The organism is Brachybacterium vulturis, assembly GCF_002407185.1.
GTDB classification, from domain to species: domain Bacteria; phylum Actinomycetota; class Actinomycetes; order Actinomycetales; family Dermabacteraceae; genus Brachybacterium; species Brachybacterium vulturis.
In genome coordinates this window covers 1,343,842-1,358,788 of the sequence record NZ_CP023563.1, presented here as the reverse complement: position 1 = coordinate 1,358,788, position 14,947 = coordinate 1,343,842, and the positions used below count along the sequence as shown (strand labels likewise).

Annotated in this window: 12 protein-coding genes and 2 tRNA genes; 5 read left to right on the top strand and 9 right to left on the bottom strand. The window is 69.8% G+C overall.

What is annotated here, in order from left to right:
• Positions 1–54: 54 nt before the first annotated feature.
• From CFK38_RS06040 to CFK38_RS06030, 3 genes are all read right to left on the bottom strand, one after another.
• Complete coding sequence (locus CFK38_RS06040; protein ID WP_096802274.1) at positions 55–1,470, bottom strand: GIY-YIG nuclease family protein; 1,416 nt, start codon at positions 1,468–1,470, stop codon at positions 55–57.
• 162 nt (positions 1,471–1,632) lie between these two features.
• Positions 1,633–2,187 carry a hypothetical protein gene (locus tag CFK38_RS06035; protein WP_096802273.1) on the bottom strand — a complete coding sequence of 185 codons (555 nt, stop codon included), beginning with the start codon at positions 2,185–2,187 and terminating at the stop codon, positions 1,633–1,635.
• Positions 2,188–2,299: 112 nt separating this feature from the next.
• Positions 2,300–2,506, bottom strand: a complete 207-nt coding sequence (locus tag CFK38_RS06030; RefSeq protein WP_096802272.1) for a hypothetical protein — start codon at positions 2,504–2,506, stop codon at positions 2,300–2,302.
• Positions 2,507–3,186: 680 nt separating this feature from the next.
• On the opposite strand from CFK38_RS06030, the gene CFK38_RS06025 reads away from it, so the two are divergent.
• The 4 genes from CFK38_RS06025 to CFK38_RS06010 all read left to right on the top strand — a co-directional run bounded on the left by CFK38_RS06025 (position 3,187) and on the right by CFK38_RS06010 (position 6,449).
• A tRNA-Asp gene (locus tag CFK38_RS06025) sits at positions 3,187–3,260 on the top strand.
• Between the two features lie 145 nt (positions 3,261–3,405).
• Positions 3,406–4,428, top strand: coding sequence for an NADP-dependent oxidoreductase (locus CFK38_RS06020; protein ID WP_096802271.1), 1,023 nt, complete (start codon positions 3,406–3,408; stop codon positions 4,426–4,428).
• A 117-nt stretch (positions 4,429–4,545) separates the two neighbouring features.
• Positions 4,546–4,621, top strand: a tRNA-Phe gene (locus tag CFK38_RS06015).
• 154 nt (positions 4,622–4,775) lie between these two features.
• Complete coding sequence (locus CFK38_RS06010; protein WP_096802270.1) at positions 4,776–6,449, top strand: formate--tetrahydrofolate ligase; 1,674 nt, start codon at positions 4,776–4,778, stop codon at positions 6,447–6,449.
• 140 nt (positions 6,450–6,589) lie between these two features.
• Here the strand turns inward: CFK38_RS06010 and CFK38_RS06005 are convergent, their stop codons facing one another.
• Genes CFK38_RS06005 through CFK38_RS05980 form a run of 6 tightly spaced genes read right to left on the bottom strand, consistent with a single transcriptional unit; the run spans position 6,590 to position 13,495 of the window.
• Positions 6,590–7,180 carry a cation:proton antiporter gene (locus CFK38_RS06005; RefSeq protein WP_096802269.1) on the bottom strand — a complete coding sequence of 197 codons (591 nt, stop codon included), beginning with the start codon at positions 7,178–7,180 and terminating at the stop codon, positions 6,590–6,592.
• Positions 7,177–7,704, bottom strand: coding sequence for an MrpF/PhaF family protein (locus CFK38_RS06000; RefSeq protein ID WP_157773379.1), 528 nt, complete (start codon positions 7,702–7,704; stop codon positions 7,177–7,179). Before CFK38_RS06000 ends, CFK38_RS06005 begins: the two co-directional genes overlap by 4 nt.
• Positions 7,701–8,240: a Na+/H+ antiporter subunit E gene (locus CFK38_RS05995; protein WP_096802268.1), complete on the bottom strand. Its 540-nt coding sequence runs from the start codon at positions 8,238–8,240 to the stop codon at positions 7,701–7,703. Before CFK38_RS05995 ends, CFK38_RS06000 begins: the two co-directional genes overlap by 4 nt.
• Positions 8,237–9,817 carry a Na+/H+ antiporter subunit D gene (locus tag CFK38_RS05990; RefSeq protein ID WP_096802267.1) on the bottom strand — a complete coding sequence of 527 codons (1,581 nt, stop codon included), beginning with the start codon at positions 9,815–9,817 and terminating at the stop codon, positions 8,237–8,239. Before CFK38_RS05990 ends, CFK38_RS05995 begins: the two co-directional genes overlap by 4 nt.
• Positions 9,814–10,428, bottom strand: coding sequence for a Na(+)/H(+) antiporter subunit C (locus CFK38_RS05985; RefSeq protein WP_245851241.1), 615 nt, complete (start codon positions 10,426–10,428; stop codon positions 9,814–9,816). Before CFK38_RS05985 ends, CFK38_RS05990 begins: the two co-directional genes overlap by 4 nt.
• The gene (locus tag CFK38_RS05980) at positions 10,418–13,495 is read right to left on the bottom strand and encodes a Na+/H+ antiporter subunit A (RefSeq protein ID WP_338025022.1); all 3,078 of its coding nucleotides are present in this window, start codon (positions 13,493–13,495) and stop codon (positions 10,418–10,420) included. Before CFK38_RS05980 ends, CFK38_RS05985 begins: the two co-directional genes overlap by 11 nt.
• Here CFK38_RS05980 and CFK38_RS05975 point away from each other — a divergent pair.
• Positions 13,494–14,867, top strand: coding sequence for an MFS transporter (locus CFK38_RS05975; RefSeq protein WP_096804235.1), 1,374 nt, complete (start codon positions 13,494–13,496; stop codon positions 14,865–14,867). The two genes, CFK38_RS05980 and CFK38_RS05975, sit on opposite strands and share 2 nt — an antisense overlap.
• Positions 14,868–14,947 lie beyond the last annotated feature (80 nt).

Genomic DNA, 14,947 nt, shown 5'->3' with positions numbered 1-14,947 from the left:
CCTGTGATCCTTCGCCGCGCGGAGCAGTGCCGGCGGGGGCTCCGTCGGTGCCGGTCACCTAGCGGCCCCGACGGCGGGCTCGAGGTCATCGTCTCCGAACCCGTCCGAGAAGGCGCTGCTGTCGGGATGGTCCGACTCGGTGCGTCCCTGGTCGGCGAGCAACTGACTCTCGCGGAACTGGTCAGCCTCGGGCGCTTCGCGGAACTCGATGAGGTCGCCAGCGACCGCTGCGAGCTCTTCGCGTACCTCGGCCGGAGTGGCGTAGAAGAACTCGCGGCGCAGGTTCACCCGGTTCACACGCCGTGCCGCAAAGCGGCGATGGAGCTCGGCTTCGACCCCGACGGCGTCGTCCGCGAAGAACAGCGCGTGGACGTCGAAGCCGAAGGGCACCGAGGCGTCACCGAGCTCGCGGACACGGTCCATGGGATCAAGGCGGCGGGTGAGCCCGATCTTGACCATGCGCTCGCCGAAGGCGCCGAGATTCGAGATGACGTAGACGTAACCTGCGCGGATGTTCGCCGCTCGCTGGTCGACGTCTTCGATTCCGTGCTGGATCTCCGCGAGCTTGGCTTCCATTCGGGCGATACCCTCGTCGTCGCCCTTGTCTTGCATGGCCCGGCGGATGTTCTCGTAGTGCGAGAGCTCCTTGCGGAGACGATCCCGCTCGGCCTCGAGTTCGCGCTCAGCCTTCGCCTGCTCGCGAAGCTCAGCGCGTCGTTCCTTCTCGAGTTCCCGCTCGAACGCCTTCGCCTTCGCATGCCGTACGGCGAGCCGCAGCTCCCGCACCTTCAGCTCGACATAGCTCGTGGAGATCTCGCCATCGAACGCGTCCAGCAGCTTTCCGATCGCGTCCGCGGAGCGGGCGATCTTCTGCGCGCTCGCGTCCTCGTTGTTGGCCGTGGCCGACGCTATGGCGGCGTCTGCTTCAGCATTGAACGCTCGGACAGCGAGCGTTGCCATCCTCGTAGCCGCACGCCGCCTCTTGGCTGGAGTGAGGTTCCGCGTGTCCGCTTCACCGGCGATGGTGACCGCGTCTCCTTCCTTGACCGCGGCCTTGATCTCAGTGCGGAGGTCGCGCAGCTCACCGCTGAGGGCGATCGTGTCCTGCGCCGGATGAGCTCGGTCAAAGTCGCCCGCACTGTCGATCTTGATATCGACGTGGAACTGAACAAGTTCGTCGCGCGCAACGTCGACTTCTTTACGGGCGTTGGTGACAGCGCGACGGGCGTTGGCCAGGTCTTGGCGCGACTTCGCGAGGGCTTCTTCGTTCTCGACTATCTCGGGCCCGCCGTGGGCCTTGACCCAGCTGTCCATCGCCGCATAAGCACGGCTTCCTGCGTCGATCCTCTTCTCGAGGAGATTGATCTGGTTCTCCTGCCAACCGAGGAGCGCCTTCGCCTTCCCGGTCAGGAAGAACGAGTCGATGCCGCCAAGTTCGGGGCGGGGCTCGGGCTGGGATGCGATCGTCATGCGGGATCCTCTCCATCGTGGTCCTGTGATTCTTCGCCGCGGGCGGCGGCTTCGCGGTCGAGTCGGTCGAGATCTGATGTGCCGGTCATGACGGCGCGTTGGTAGTCCTGGCGCCGAGGCTCCTCCGAGCCGGGCGGGTGGTCCTCGTTCACGGGCTGCTCGCTAATCGAAGACCCATGTAGGAGTTGTGCAAACTCGCCTGCGCCGGACACGCCTCGGCTTGTGTCTGACGCACCGGCGTCCGGCTGCCGTCGTAATCCCATCTGGCCGAGCCGGATACGCCACAGCGCGGCCGCCGGCGGGCGCCGTTCGTTGCTCGGCCGGCGCGCTGCGCTCGCCGTCGTGGTCTTCGTCCGATCGCTCACTCTGCATCTCCCGTACGACCGCGAGAAGGATCTTGCGGTCACGTTCGGAGAGATCGGAGTCCCGCGCAATCGCGACGGCGGCCCCGGTCTCAGCGGTTCCGATGTCGTGAACGTCCATGGACTCGAGGACAGCCTTGGCGACTACAGGCCCCGACAGATCAAGGCCGACCGAGAGCGCATGGATCGTTTCGTACGTGATCGAGCGGATCGGTTTCCTCTTCAGTCGCGCGACACAGGCGTGCGACATGGTCCGACCGGACCGCTCGACGCGACGTGCGATCTCGCGCAATGTCCAGCCCTTCGAGTCCTCGACGGACTGGATGAGCTGGGACAGCGAGTGCGGTACGTTCACAGGGGATCCTCTGCAAATTGGTGCGAGAGCGCGAATGCCTAGTTACCGAAACGCGGCAATCGATTGGGCACTAGCAGTTTCACAGATACACCGATCCGCGCGCTGCCCAACCTCAGGCATCGTCTTCCAGGATCTCGACTTCCGTATCGTCTTCTATCGTCACCGAAATTCCGAATCGCGGCACGACCCCCTCGACCTCCAGCGCAATGCCGTAGGGCCGGAATGCAACGGCCATGACTCGGCCTTCGATAGCCGTGGCTCCGACGAGGCGGATTCGCTTCCCGATGATCTGCTTGGTGAGGTTCTTGCCCAGTTCCATGTCGCTCCTCGATCGCTGGCGCACCCCCGTAGGTGCACTCTCAGCATCTTCGCACGGTAAGCACCCGCTGTCGGAGCCGACTTCAGCACCGATATTGCTCGAGAGGGACCGCGCCGGTGGCGCCGCTGCACCCGACTGCCGTGCGCTGACCGCAGGTCCGGCACGACCAGGTGCGGTGCCCGCCCTCGGTCGGCCCGCAAACCGCACTGGCTGGAGGCCCGACTGGTGACGTGGCGGTCGTCCTCGCAACCGCAAGACGGCGGAGCGGGCTCGACCCAGCCCTGGGGCGTGGGAGTCAGCCAAGAGAAAGTGGTGTTCATGGGCGCAGATCCTGCCGGCAGGGTGTGACGCTCGGCGCGGAAGAGGGGCCTCCCTTCCCGAGCCTGCGTGGAGCCGCCATAGTCGCGGCTTCAAATGGGTGCCATCGGCACTGGTCAGCAACTCGCACCTGCTGGCGGGCATCCAATCGAGTGTCTGCGCAGGTGGGAACGGCATCTACCCACGATTCTGGGCCGGGTTCGAATCCCGTTGGGGGTACTCGCTCCGGCCGCACCATTCGCGTCGCGACCAGGCGATACGGAAGTGCGAGACGGCTCACAACGAAAGTGGTGCAGAGCCGCGAGAACGTCCGGTAGAGTTGTTCAGGTCGAAGCGAGCAGGTGACGCGCTCCGGCACGCTAGGCCCTGTAGCTCAGTTGGTTAGAGCGCCGCCCTGTCACGGCGGAGGTCGCCGGTTCAAGTCCGGTCAGGGTCGCCCTCGCGAGAAGGCCCCGGAACCTGGTTCCGGGGCCTTCTGCTTTCCCGGATCCCGCCATGGCCGGCCGGGTCGGATCCCCGCCGGGGTTCGTCTCACAGCGTGAAGCCGACGCCCCCGACCCGATCACCTCTACGCTCGAGGGATGAGCACCACCCTGCGCAACCACCGCATCCGCCTGGCCGCCCGCCCGCACGGCGAGCCCGTTCCCGATGACTTCCAGCACGACGTCGTCGAGGTCCCCTCCCCGGCGCCCGGTCAGGTGCTGCTGCGCACCCGCTACGTGTCCCTGGATCCGTACGTGCGCGGCCGCATGAGCGATGCGAAGTCCTACGCCGCGCCGATGGAGGTCGGCGACGTGATCGTGGGCGGCACGGTCTCCGAGGTCGTCGAGTCCGCGGCCGACGGCTTCGCCCCCGGTGACACCGTCCTCTCCTACGGCGGCTGGCAGGAGTACAGCCTCGAGCCCGCGGACCGGCTGCGCCGGCTGGACCCGTCGGCCGCACCGGTCACCACCGCCCTGGGCGTGCTCGGGATGCCCGGCTTCACCGCCTATGCCGGGCTGCTCGCCATCGGGAAGCCGCAGCCCGGGGAGACCGTCGCGGTCGCCGCGGCCACCGGCCCGGTCGGCTCCGCCGTGGGTCAGATCGCCAGGCTCCACGGCGCCCGTGCCCTCGGCATCGCCGGCGGCGAGCGGAAGGTCGCCCACCTGCGCGAGCTGGGCTTCGACGCCGCGCTCGACCACCGCGCCCCGGACCTGGCCGGACGCCTCGCCGACGCCGCCCCGGACGGTATCGACGTGTACTTCGAGAACGTGGGCGGCGCCGTCTGGGAGGCCGTGCTGCCGCTGCTGAACGAGTTCGCACGAGTGCCGGTGTGCGGCCTGGCCGCGCACTACAACGCGACCTCGTTGCCGGAGGGCCCCGACCGCAGCCCACAGCTGATGCAGTCCGTGCTCTCCAAGAGCCTCACCCTGCGCGGCTTCATCCAGCGCGAGTTCGTCCCCACCCTGTTCGAGGACTTCCTGCGGGACATGACCGGCTGGGTCGCCTCCGGGCAGGTGCAGTACACCGAGGACCTCACCGAGGGCCTGGATCGGGCCCCGGAGGCATTCGTCGGCATGCTGCACGGGCGCAACTTCGGCAAGACGCTCGTCCAGGTCTCCTGATCCAGGGCCACGGCCCGCCGGAGGCACGGGCCGTGGCATGCCTCTCACCCGGGGCGCGGGGTTGGGAGCAGCCCGCGAGGGCTGTTAACCTTGACTCCGGTCGCTCTCGGCGACCACGGCTCTGTAGCTCAGTTGGTAGAGCGTTCGACTGAAAATCGAAAGGTCACCGGATCGACGCCGGTCGGAGCCACCACCATGAAGCCCCCTGGTCCGCCAGGGGGCTTCGTCGTTGCCGGAACCTGGTCCGGGGTCCGCGGATCCCGCTCCTCACCGCTCCCGTCCCCGTAGGCTGTCGATCGGACCTGTCCGGGCCGGTGCCCGGGCACTGACACCCCTGGAGGACGATGATGTCTGCCGAGAACCCGGACCTCGAGATCGCCCAGGCGGCGACCCTGCGGCCCATCACCGAGATCGCCGAGAGAGCCGGCGTGCCCGGGGAGGCCCTGGTCCCCTACGGTGCATACAAGGCCAAGATCGATGTGCGCAGGATGACGCCGACGGGGAGGACGGGCCGGCTGGTGCTGGTCTCGGCGATGTCGCCGACCCCGGCCGGTGAGGGCAAGTCGACCACCACCGTCGGCCTGGCCGATGCGTTCACCCTGCAGGGCCATCGCACGATGGTGGCGCTGCGCGAACCCGCGCTGGGCCCGATCATGGGCATCAAGGGCGGTGCGACCGGCGGCGGCCACGCCCAGGTGGTGCCGATGGAGGACATCAACCTCCACTTCACCGGCGACTTCCACGCCATCCAGATCGCGAACAACACCCTGGCCGCCCTGGTCGACAACCACCTCCACCAGGGCAACGCGCTGCGCATCGACCCGCGACGGATCCAGTGGAAGCGGGTCCTGGACGTCAACGACCGGGCCCTGCGCAAGGTCACCATCGGCCTCGGCGGCCCCACCCAGGGCGTGCCCCGCGAGGACGGCTTCGACATCGTCGTCGCCTCCGAGATCATGGCGGTGCTGTGCCTGGCCTCCGACCTGCAGGACCTGCAGGCTCGTGTCGATCGCATCGTGGTGGGCTTCACCTACGACCGCGAGCCCGTCAGCGTCGCCGACCTCGGGGTGGGCGGCGCCGTGACCATGCTGCTCAAGGATGCGCTGCTGCCGAACCTGGTCCAGACCCTCGGCGGGACCCCCGCGCTCGTGCACGGCGGTCCCTTCGCGAACATCGCCCACGGCTGCAACTCGCTGTCCGCGACCCAGCTGGCGCTGTCGCTGGCGGATATCACCGTCACCGAGGCCGGCTTCGGCTCCGACCTCGGGGCGGAGAAGTTCCTGGACATCAAATGTCGCCTGGGCGGCCTCTCCCCCGACGCCGGCGTGGTGGTCGCGACCGTGCGCGCGCTGAAGATGCACGGCGGCGTCGCCAAGAGCGACCTCGCCACCGAGGACGTCGACGCCGCCGTCGCCGGCACGGCGAACCTCGCCCGGCACGTGGAGAACCTGCGCAAGTTCGGGATCGAGCCGGTGATCGCGCTGAACCGCTTCCCCACCGACACCGAGGCGGAGCTCGAGGCGGTGCTGGGCTGGGCGCGGGAGCAGGGATTCCGAGCGGCGCTCTCGGAGGTGTGGGCCAACGGCGGCGAGGGCGGTCTGGAGGTCGCCGAGCAGGTGCTCGCCGCGATCGAGCAGGACGAGCCCGACTTCCACCACCTCTACGACCCGGCCGCCGGCATCGAGGAGACGCTGCGCACCCTGGCCCGCGAGATCTACGGCGCGGATGACGTCGTCTTCGAGGACCGTGCCCCGGCCCAGCTGCGGATGCTGAAGCGCAACGGCTGGGACACCCTGCCCGTCTGCGTGGCCAAGACCCAGTACTCCTTCTCCGACGATCCGGCGGCGCTGGGCGCCCCCACCGGGCACGTGCTGCACGTGCGGGACCTGGTGCCGAAGATCGGGGCCGGCTTCGTGGTCGCGCTCACCGGCGCGCTGATGACGATGCCCGGCCTGCCGAAGGAGCCGGCGGCGCTGCGCATGGGCGTCACCGAGGGCGGGGAGGCCATCGGGCTGTTCTGAGCGGGTCGGCGGCAGGGATCGTCAGGTTCCGCACCACCTCCATGCAGATCGGGGCAAGCGGATCCTGACAATCCCCGACCGGCCGCCGGACCGGTCCCCCGACCGGCCCCCGGACCGGGCCGCGCCGCCGGATTCGCGGCTCAGTGCCGGGTGCGACGCTCGGCGACCTGCTCGGCCTCGCGCTCGGTCTCGTCCTCGAGGTCGATGTCGATGATGTCCTCGTCCTCGATCTCGGCGGCGCCGCCCTCGGGCTCCTCCCAGTTCGGATCGGTCAGCGGCTCCATCCGCACGGTGACCACGTTCTCCGGGAAGCGGTCCTGGCGGCCGTCGGCCATGCCCAGGTGGTCATCACCCTCCTCGTCGAGGAAGCCGTCCTCGTCATCGTCGTCGTCCCCGGTGCCCGCCAGGCGTGGGCTGAGCTCGTCGATGGCGTAGTCGCCGCCGCGCACGAAGCCGCGACGGAAGGCGGCGCGCCCCACCATCACGCTGGCGACCGGGACCGTGAGCATCTGCGCGAGCAGGACCACCAGCAGGAAGGCCGCCAGCGACCAGGACCTCGCCGCCAGCGAGGCCCCGGCGAAGACCAGGATCAGGCCCAGCACCTGCGGCTTGGACGCGGCGTGCAGGCGCATCAGCACACCGTCGAAGCGGTTCAGGCCGATGGCGGCGACCACTCCCAGCAGCAGCCCACCGCCGATCAGCACGGCGGAGATGATCTCGATGATCGTCATCGTTCCCCCTCCGTCGGTTCCTCGGGCCACCGGTGCCGTCCCTCGGCCCCGAAGCCGCCCGGGTCCGGCTCCCCGGGACGCTCAGGATCCTCGGGCGGATCCGTCCGGCCCCAGAGGTCCTCCTCCGGGGACGGCGCGGAGCGGACATCGGGCCCGTCCTCGGGGATCGGACCCGTGGTCGGATCGGGGTGGATCGCCTCATGCGGTGCGGTCTCGGTGACCGGTTCGGCGGCATAGCGGCTCTGGATCCCCTGCCGGGAGTCCTCACGCGCGACGAAGCGCGCGAAGGTGACGGTGCCGATGAAGGCCAGGCCCGTCAGCCCCAGCATCGCCGGGCCGGCCCAGCCCGTGCCGGACTGTGCGGCGTACAGCGCCATCCCCATCACCACCAGGGTCACCAGGGAGTCGCTCGCGAGCGCCCGGTCCAGGATGGTGGGGCCGACGATCATCCGGTAGACGACGCCCAGCGCCGCCGCGGCCAGGACGACGGCGAAGACCACCAGCACGAGCTCGAAGGTGCTCATCGCAGACCCGCCTCCTCCAGGACCTCGCGCCGTCCGACGGCCCACAGCAGCCGCTCCTCCTGTGCGCGCACGCTCGCGCGCGCCCTCTCCACGGCCTCGGGCGTGCCGGCGTTGAAGGTGTGCAGGAACAGCGTGCCGGTGGCGCGCTGGGCCTCGACCACCACGGAGCCGGGGATCAGGGTGCACAGCACCCCGGTGAAGGTCAGGAAGAAGTCGGAGCGCGAGGCCATGGTCACCGCGATCACGGAGCTGGGCGGCTGCGGGCCGGGACGCAGGGCGAAGTACCCGACCTGGACGGCGGAGACCGTGCAGTCGGCGAGGAAGCGCAGCGCGAACCGGGTGAAGCGCAGCGGCCGCAGGGTCAGCTCGTGACCGGTGGGCGGCATCGGGAACAGGACGAACACCGCCAGGGCGACGGCCAGCCCGCCGAGCAGGTTCTTGAGGTCGATCCCGCCCCACAGCAGGCACCACAGCGCCACCGAGAGCATCATCCACAGCCAGGAGCGGCGCAGGTCCCTGAGTCGTCGCACGATCATTCCTCGACCTCCCGTCCCTCGCCGTCGAGGCGCTGGCCCGCGTCGTCGATCCGGTACTCCAGCTCCTCGGCGGCCTCGTCGCCCAGCACCGCGCTGACGTACGGGACCCGCTCGAGGACCGAGCTCGCCGCGGAGTCCGCATAGGTCATCAGCGGACCGGCCAGCACGGTCAGGGCCAGGGAGAACACGATCATCGCGGCGGTCGCCCCGCCCATCATCCTCGGCAGCGGGACGTCCCGGGCGATGATCTCCTCGCTGGGTTCCTGCCAGAAGGCGCGGTTCCAGATCTTGGCGATCGCGTACAGGGTGAGCAGGCTGGTCAGGACGCTGATGCCGATGAGGAGCCAGCCGGAGGTGCGGTCGTAGGCGATGCCGGCCTCGATCAGGCCCACCTTGCCGATGAAGCCGGAGAACGGGGGGATCCCGGCGAGGTTCATGGCCGGGATGAAGAACAGCACCGCGATCATGGGCGCGAGCTTCTGCAGGCCGCCGAGCTTGATCAGGTTGGTGGTGCCGCCGCGATGCTCGATCAGCCCGGCGGCCAGGAACAGCGTGGACTGCACGGTGATGTGGTGGACGACGTAGTAGATCGTCGCGGCCATGCCCATCTGGGTGGTCATCCCGATGCCGAACAGCATGTAGCCCATGTGGGACACCAGGGTGAAGGACAGCACGCGCTTGAGGTCCGTCTGCGCCACCGCGCCGAAGATGCCGATGACCAGGCTCAGCGCCGCCGCCACCAGCAGCAGGTTGGAGGTCTGGGAGGCGGGGAACAGGAGGGTCTCCAGGCGCAGGATCGCGTAGATCCCGACCTTGGTGAGCAGGCCCGCGAACACGGCGGTCACCGGGGCCGGTGCCGTGGGATAGGAGTCCGGCAGCCAGGCGCTCAGCGGGAAGATCGCCGCCTTGATGGCGAAGGCCACCAGCAGCATCAGCTCCAGGATCATCCGGGTGCCGGGATCCAGCCCGTCCAGCCGCACGGCCATCTCCGCCAGGTTGACGGTGCCGACGGCGGAGTACACCGCGGCCACGGCGGCCAGGAAGATCACCGAGCTCAGCAGGGAGACGATGACGTACGTGGTGGCGGCACGGACCCGGCTGGCGGAGCCGCCGAGGGTGAGCAGCACGTAGCTGGCCGCCAGCAGCACCTCGAAGCCGACGTAGAGGTTGAACAGGTCCCCGGCGAGGAAGGCCATCGACACCCCGGCCACCAGCGCGAGGTAGGTGGGGTGGTAGATCGCCACCGGGGTCCGCTCGATGTTCTCGCTGACCGTCTGCGCGCTCGAGTAGACCAGGACGGAGAGGGTGACGACGCTGGAGACCAGCAGCATCAGCGCCGTCAGCCGGTCCGCGACCAGCACGATGCCCAGCTGCGGGGTCCAGTTGCCGATCTGGAGGACCAGCACCCCGTCCTGGATCACGTGGTAGCCCAGCACGAGGGCGACGGTGACGATCGCGAGCAGGGTGAGGATCGCGATCCAGAGCTGGATCCTGGCGTAGTGGCGCAGCAGCAGCGTGAAGGCCGCACCGCCCAGCGGGAGCATCACCGGCAGGGCGAGCAGGAGCTCGATGCTCATCCCTCACCTCGCCCTTCGGGGTGCTCTTGAGCGGTCCCGGCGCGGCGCCGCCCGCCGCGCGGTGGCAGCGGCTCGTAGCCCTCGTCGGCCTCCGTGGCATCCTGCGGGACGTCCTCGGCGCTGGTGAGGTCCGAGCCCAGCGGGTCCTCGTCCTCCGGCCGGAACATCCCCTGGGACTGGGCCAGCGCACCGCGTCGCGACTCCTCGGAGAGCGCCTGCGACCAGGGCAGGTGCTCGGCGTCCTCGGTCCGTCGGCGGCGCCGCCGCAGCACCCGCCGGTCCTCGACGTCATCGGGGACCTCGTCATGGCCGAACAGCTGCCAGGCCCGGTAGGCCAGGGCCATGCCGAAGGCGGTGATGCCCAGCGAGATCACGATCGCGGTGAGCACCATCGCGAAGGGCAGCGGGTCGGTCATCTGCTCGGGATCGGCGCTGCCCTCGAAGGGAGGCAGCCCGGGCTCGCCGGCCGCGATGATGAACAGCAGGTTCACCCCGTTTCCGAGCAGCACGAATCCCAGCACGATCCGGGACAGGGTGCGTTCGAGCACGAGGTAGACGCCGCAGGCGACCAGCACCCCGGCGGTCAGCAGCAGGGCGAGGCTAACGGGCATCCGTCTCCGCCTCCTGCTGCTGATCGATCTGGGAGCCGAGGGAGCGCAGGAAGTCGAGCATCACGCCGAGCACGACGAGATAGACGCCGATGTCGAAGAGGAGGGCGCTGGGGAAGTGCAGCTCGCCCAGCAGCGGCACCTGCACGACCGGGGTGATGGTGGAGAAGACGCTGCCGCCGAACAGCAGCGGCAGCACGCCGGACAGCACCGCGATCGCCATGCCGGCGCCGAGGATGAAGCCGGCCTGCACGGGCGCCGCCTCGCTCAGCTCGTAGCGACCGCCGGCGATATAGCGCAGCGCCAGCGCGAGGCCGGCCACCAGGCCCCCGGCGAAACCGCCTCCGGGCAGGTTGTGCCCGGCCATCAGCAGGTAGATCGAGAACATCATCATCATCGGGAAGGCGATGCGGGTGATGACCTCGAGCACCACCATGCGCCGCTCCGGCGCGAGGGTCAGCCCGGCCGACAGCCAGGTGCGCCAGCGGTTGCCACCGGCGACCTCATCGGGGCGGGCGTCGAAGTCCAGCGCGTTCTGCGGCAGCTGCGAGCCGACGCGTCGACGCCAGATGGAGGTCTTGGACTCCAGGTCGCGCACCCGGGCGATCGGACGCTCGCGACGGGTGACGAAGACCAGCGAGGCCACTCCCGTGGCCACCACCAGGAGCACGGCGATCTCGCCCATGGTGTCCCAGACGCGGGCATCGACCAGCGTCACGTTGACGACGTTGTGGCCGCCGCCGATGGTGAAGGCCTTCTCGATGAGACCTGGCCCGAGCGCCGCCCGGTAGCGGGCATCGGCCGCGTACAGCGTCCCGCCGCACAGCACCACCGCGGTCGCGATCGCGATCCCCCATCGTGCCCAGGCCCCGATCCGCAGCGGCCGACGGGAGAAGTGGAGCGGCAGGCGCCGCATCACCAGCACCAGCACCACCGTCATCGCGGTCTCCACCAGCACCTGGGTGATCGCGACGTCCGGCGCACCGGCGACCAGGAACAGCAGCGCCACGCAGTAGCCGGTGACGGTGATGAGGAAGACCGCGCGCAGCCGCCGACGGGACCGAGCGGCGCCGAGCGCGGCCAGCGCCGCCACCGGCAGCACGATCAGCTCGATCGGGTGCTGGAAGAGCACCAGGTTCTCCGGCGGCGCGGTCTGGGACAGCGCCACCGGGGTGACCAGAGCGATCAGCACCACCAGCATCGTGCCCAGGGTGTACGGCAGGGAGCCTCGCTGGAACAGCGTGGTCACCACGATCGACAGGGCATCGGTCAGGCGCAGGATCCGACGGAAGCCGCGCTCGGCGTCGAAGGCTTCGAGCAGGGCGCCGTCCGCCCAGGACTGCGGGGAGAGCGTCTTCTGCCACACCGCGACCGGGCGGGCGAGCATGCTCGTCACGATGCCGAGCCCCAGCGTGACCACGGAGGCCAGCAGCGGGATCCCGAGATGCGGGACCACGGCGAGATGCACCTCGGCGCCGGTCCCCGGCAGCATCGAGGAATAGGCGCGCAGGGTCTGCTCCAGCGGGCCGGCCACCAGGACCAGGCCGACCGAGAACAGGGCCACCACCGCTGGTGGCAGCCAGTAGAGCACCGCGATCCGCGGCGGCACCACCTGCGGAGCGCCCGGGGCGCGGCCGAAGGCGCCGTGGACGAACCGCCAGGAATAGGCGACGGTGAGGATCGAGCCCGCGATCAGGGCGACCAGCAGCAGTCGCTGCCAGCCGCCGGCAGTCCACAGCGCGGTGAAGATCGCCTCCTTGGCGACAAAGCCGTACAGCGGCGGCAGCGCCGCCATCGAGGCCGCCGAGAGGGTGCCGATCACGGCGACGATCGGCGCGGCCCGCCCCACTCCGGACAGCATCCGCAGGTCACGGGTGCCGAATTTCTTGTCGATGATGCCGACGACCATGAACAGGGGCGCCTTGAACACCGCGTGCGCGATCAGCATCGCCAGGGCCACCATCACCGCGTCGTGCGTGGCCACCCCGGCCACGGCGGTGACGAAGCCCAGCTGGGAGACGGTGCCGTAGGCCAGCAGCAGCTTGATGTCCGTCTGTCGCAGGGCGCGCCAGCCGCCCACCAGCATGGTCGTCGCGCCGACGGCCGCCAGGACGATCGTCACCACCTCGAGGTGGGTCAGCGCAGGAGCGAGGCGCAGGATCAGATAGACGCCGGCCTTCACCATCGCCGCGGCGTGCAGGTAGGCGGAGACGGGGGTGGGTGCCGCCATCGCCCCGGGGAGCCAGAAATGGGTCGGCACCAGGGCGGACTTGCTCGTCGCCCCGACCAGGATCAGCGCCATCGCCGTGATCAGGGACGGCCCCGCCTGCTCCCACATCGGATCCGCGACGATCACCGAGAGCCGCATCGACCCCGCCGGCACGGCGACCATCAGCAGACCCACCAGCATCGCCAGGCCGCCGGCGGTGGTGGAGATCAGGGCGTTCAGTGCGGCACGGCGCGAGGCCTGCCGGTCCTGGTAGTGACCCACCAGGAGGTAGGAGAAGATCGTGGTGAGCTCCCAGAACGTGTAGAGCATCATCACGTCGTCGGCCAGCACCAGGCCCACCATCGTCCCGGCGAAGGCCGTCAGCAGCCCCGCGAAGCGGCCCAGCCCGGGCTCGGTGTCCTTGAAGTACCGCGCGCAGTACAGCAGCACGATCGCCCCGATGCCGGTGGCGATCAGTGCCAGCACCCAGCTCAGCGTGTCCAGACGGAACCCCAGGTCGATGCCGAGAGCAGGGATCCAGGTGACGGAGATCTCGCGCGGCGAACCGGCGAGGGCGACGGGGTCCAAGGATGCCAGCCAGAGGGCCGAGGCACCGGGGATCAGGGCCAGCGGGTAGAACGCGTTGCGGCCGAGCCGCCGCACCAGCAGGGGTGCCACGAGCGCTGCCACCACATGGGCGAGCAGCATCGTGAGCACAGAGGTCTCCGTCCGGGCGGGAGGGAAGGGGCCGATGTCATCGTACGGGAGGCGGGCTCGGCGATCCTGGATGGGGGCGCGGGGATCTCGGCGGATCCCGGACTCGACCACCCCTGGCCCCCAGGCTCCGTAGAGTGTGCTCATGCCCAGCATCTCGGAGCCGGCTGCGCGCACCTCCGCCGCCCGTCGCACGCGTCCGCCCATCGTCCCCTTCGCCCTCTGGGACGGGGGGATGTCGGCTTTCAGCTCGGTGATCCTCACCTTCGTGTTCGCGGCCTATGTCGCCAGCGCCGTGGCCTCCGAGGGCGCGGTCGGGGATGAGGCGATCAAGGCCGCGCAGGACCACGGCTCGCGGGTGCTCACCACCTGGCAGGCGATCGGCGCGGTGGCGATCGCACTGCTGGCCCCGCTGCTGGGCAACCTCGCCGACCGCGGCGGTGCCCGCAACGCCTTGCTGCGGATCACCACCCTCGCCACGGTGGTCACCATCGCGCTGATGCCGCTGGTGGCGCTGGACTCCGACTATCTGGTGCTCGGGGCGGCGCTGATCGCGCTGGCCGTGGTGTTCAGCGAGCTGGCCGGGGTGTTCGTGAACTCAGTGCTGCCGGAGATCTCCACCCCCGCCAACCGCGGCCGCATCTCCGGCACCGCGTGGGCGGTCGGCTACTGGGGCTCGATCGTCTGCCTGGCCATGGTGCTGGTGCTGTTCGTGATGCCCGGCACCGGGCTGCTCGGCATCACCGCCCAGAGCGGCTGGAACTTTCGGGCGATCCCGCTGTTCGTGGCGCTGTGGATCCTGGTGGGCACGCTGCCGCTGATGCTGAAGGCGCCGAAGCACGCCGCCACCGCACCCGGTGAGCGGTGGAACCCCTGGCAGGGCTATGCGCACATCGTGCGCCGCGTGATCCGGGCCTTCCGCGAGGAACCCCTCATGCTGCAGTACCTGGTGGCCTCGGCGATCTACCGCGACGGGCTGGGGGCGGTCTTCTCCATCGCCGGGGTGCTGGCCGCCAACGCGTACGGCTTCTCCACCGTCCAGATCATCATCTTCGGCATCGCCGCGAACCTGATCGCCGGGGTCGGGGTGTTCCTCGGCGGCAAGGTCGACGACCGCTTCGGCCCCCGCCTGGTGATCATCATCGGCTGCGCCGGGATCATCGTGCTCGGTCTGGTGGTGCTGCTGCTCGCCTCGGCGCTGGTGTTCTGGATCGCGGGCCTCGCGATCTGCCTGTTCGTCGGCCCCGTGCAGTCCGCCTCGCGGAACCTGCTCACCCGGCTCTCGCAGCCGGGTCGGGAGACCGAGAACTTCGGCCTCTACGCCACCACCGGGCGAGCGCTGGGCTTCCTGGGCACCGCGGCCTTCGCCGCGACCGTCGCGATCTCGGGGGATACCCGCACCGGGATCCTCGGGATCGTGCTGGTGATCGCCGTCGGGCTGATCGCCTTCCTGCCGATCCGCCTCGGCGCCGCCGGGCGGGCGTCGAACGGTGACGCAGGGCGCCCGAGCAGTTCCTGAGAGCTGATCAGCGGCGCGAGGGTCGGCAGCGGCCGACCGGTCGGGGCACCCCTGCAGTGCCCGTCCTGCCGTGCCTTTCC

Bases quoted from the DNA above. Each gene is read 5' to 3' on its own strand.
- CFK38_RS06040 (WP_096802274.1), bottom strand. From the start codon at position 1,470: ATGACGATCGCATCCCAGCCCGAGCCCCGCCCCGAACTTGGCGGCATC.
- CFK38_RS06030 (WP_096802272.1), bottom strand. From the start codon at position 2,506: ATGGAACTGGGCAAGAACCTCACCAAGCAGATCATCGGGAAGCGAATC.
- CFK38_RS06020 (WP_096802271.1), top strand. From the start codon at position 3,406: ATGAGCACCACCCTGCGCAACCACCGCATCCGCCTGGCCGCCCGCCCG.
- CFK38_RS06010 (WP_096802270.1), top strand. From the start codon at position 4,776: ATGTCTGCCGAGAACCCGGACCTCGAGATCGCCCAGGCGGCGACCCTG.
- CFK38_RS06005 (WP_096802269.1), bottom strand. From the start codon at position 7,180: ATGACGATCATCGAGATCATCTCCGCCGTGCTGATCGGCGGTGGGCTG.
- CFK38_RS06000 (WP_157773379.1), bottom strand. From the start codon at position 7,704: ATGAGCACCTTCGAGCTCGTGCTGGTGGTCTTCGCCGTCGTCCTGGCC.
- CFK38_RS05995 (WP_096802268.1), bottom strand. From the start codon at position 8,240: ATGATCGTGCGACGACTCAGGGACCTGCGCCGCTCCTGGCTGTGGATG.
- CFK38_RS05990 (WP_096802267.1), bottom strand. From the start codon at position 9,817: ATGAGCATCGAGCTCCTGCTCGCCCTGCCGGTGATGCTCCCGCTGGGC.
- CFK38_RS05985 (WP_245851241.1), bottom strand. From the start codon at position 10,428: ATGCCCGTTAGCCTCGCCCTGCTGCTGACCGCCGGGGTGCTGGTCGCC.
- CFK38_RS05975 (WP_096804235.1), top strand. From the start codon at position 13,494: ATGCCCAGCATCTCGGAGCCGGCTGCGCGCACCTCCGCCGCCCGTCGC.
- CFK38_RS05980 (WP_338025022.1), bottom strand. From the start codon at position 13,495: ATGAGCACACTCTACGGAGCCTGGGGGCCAGGGGTGGTCGAGTCCGGG.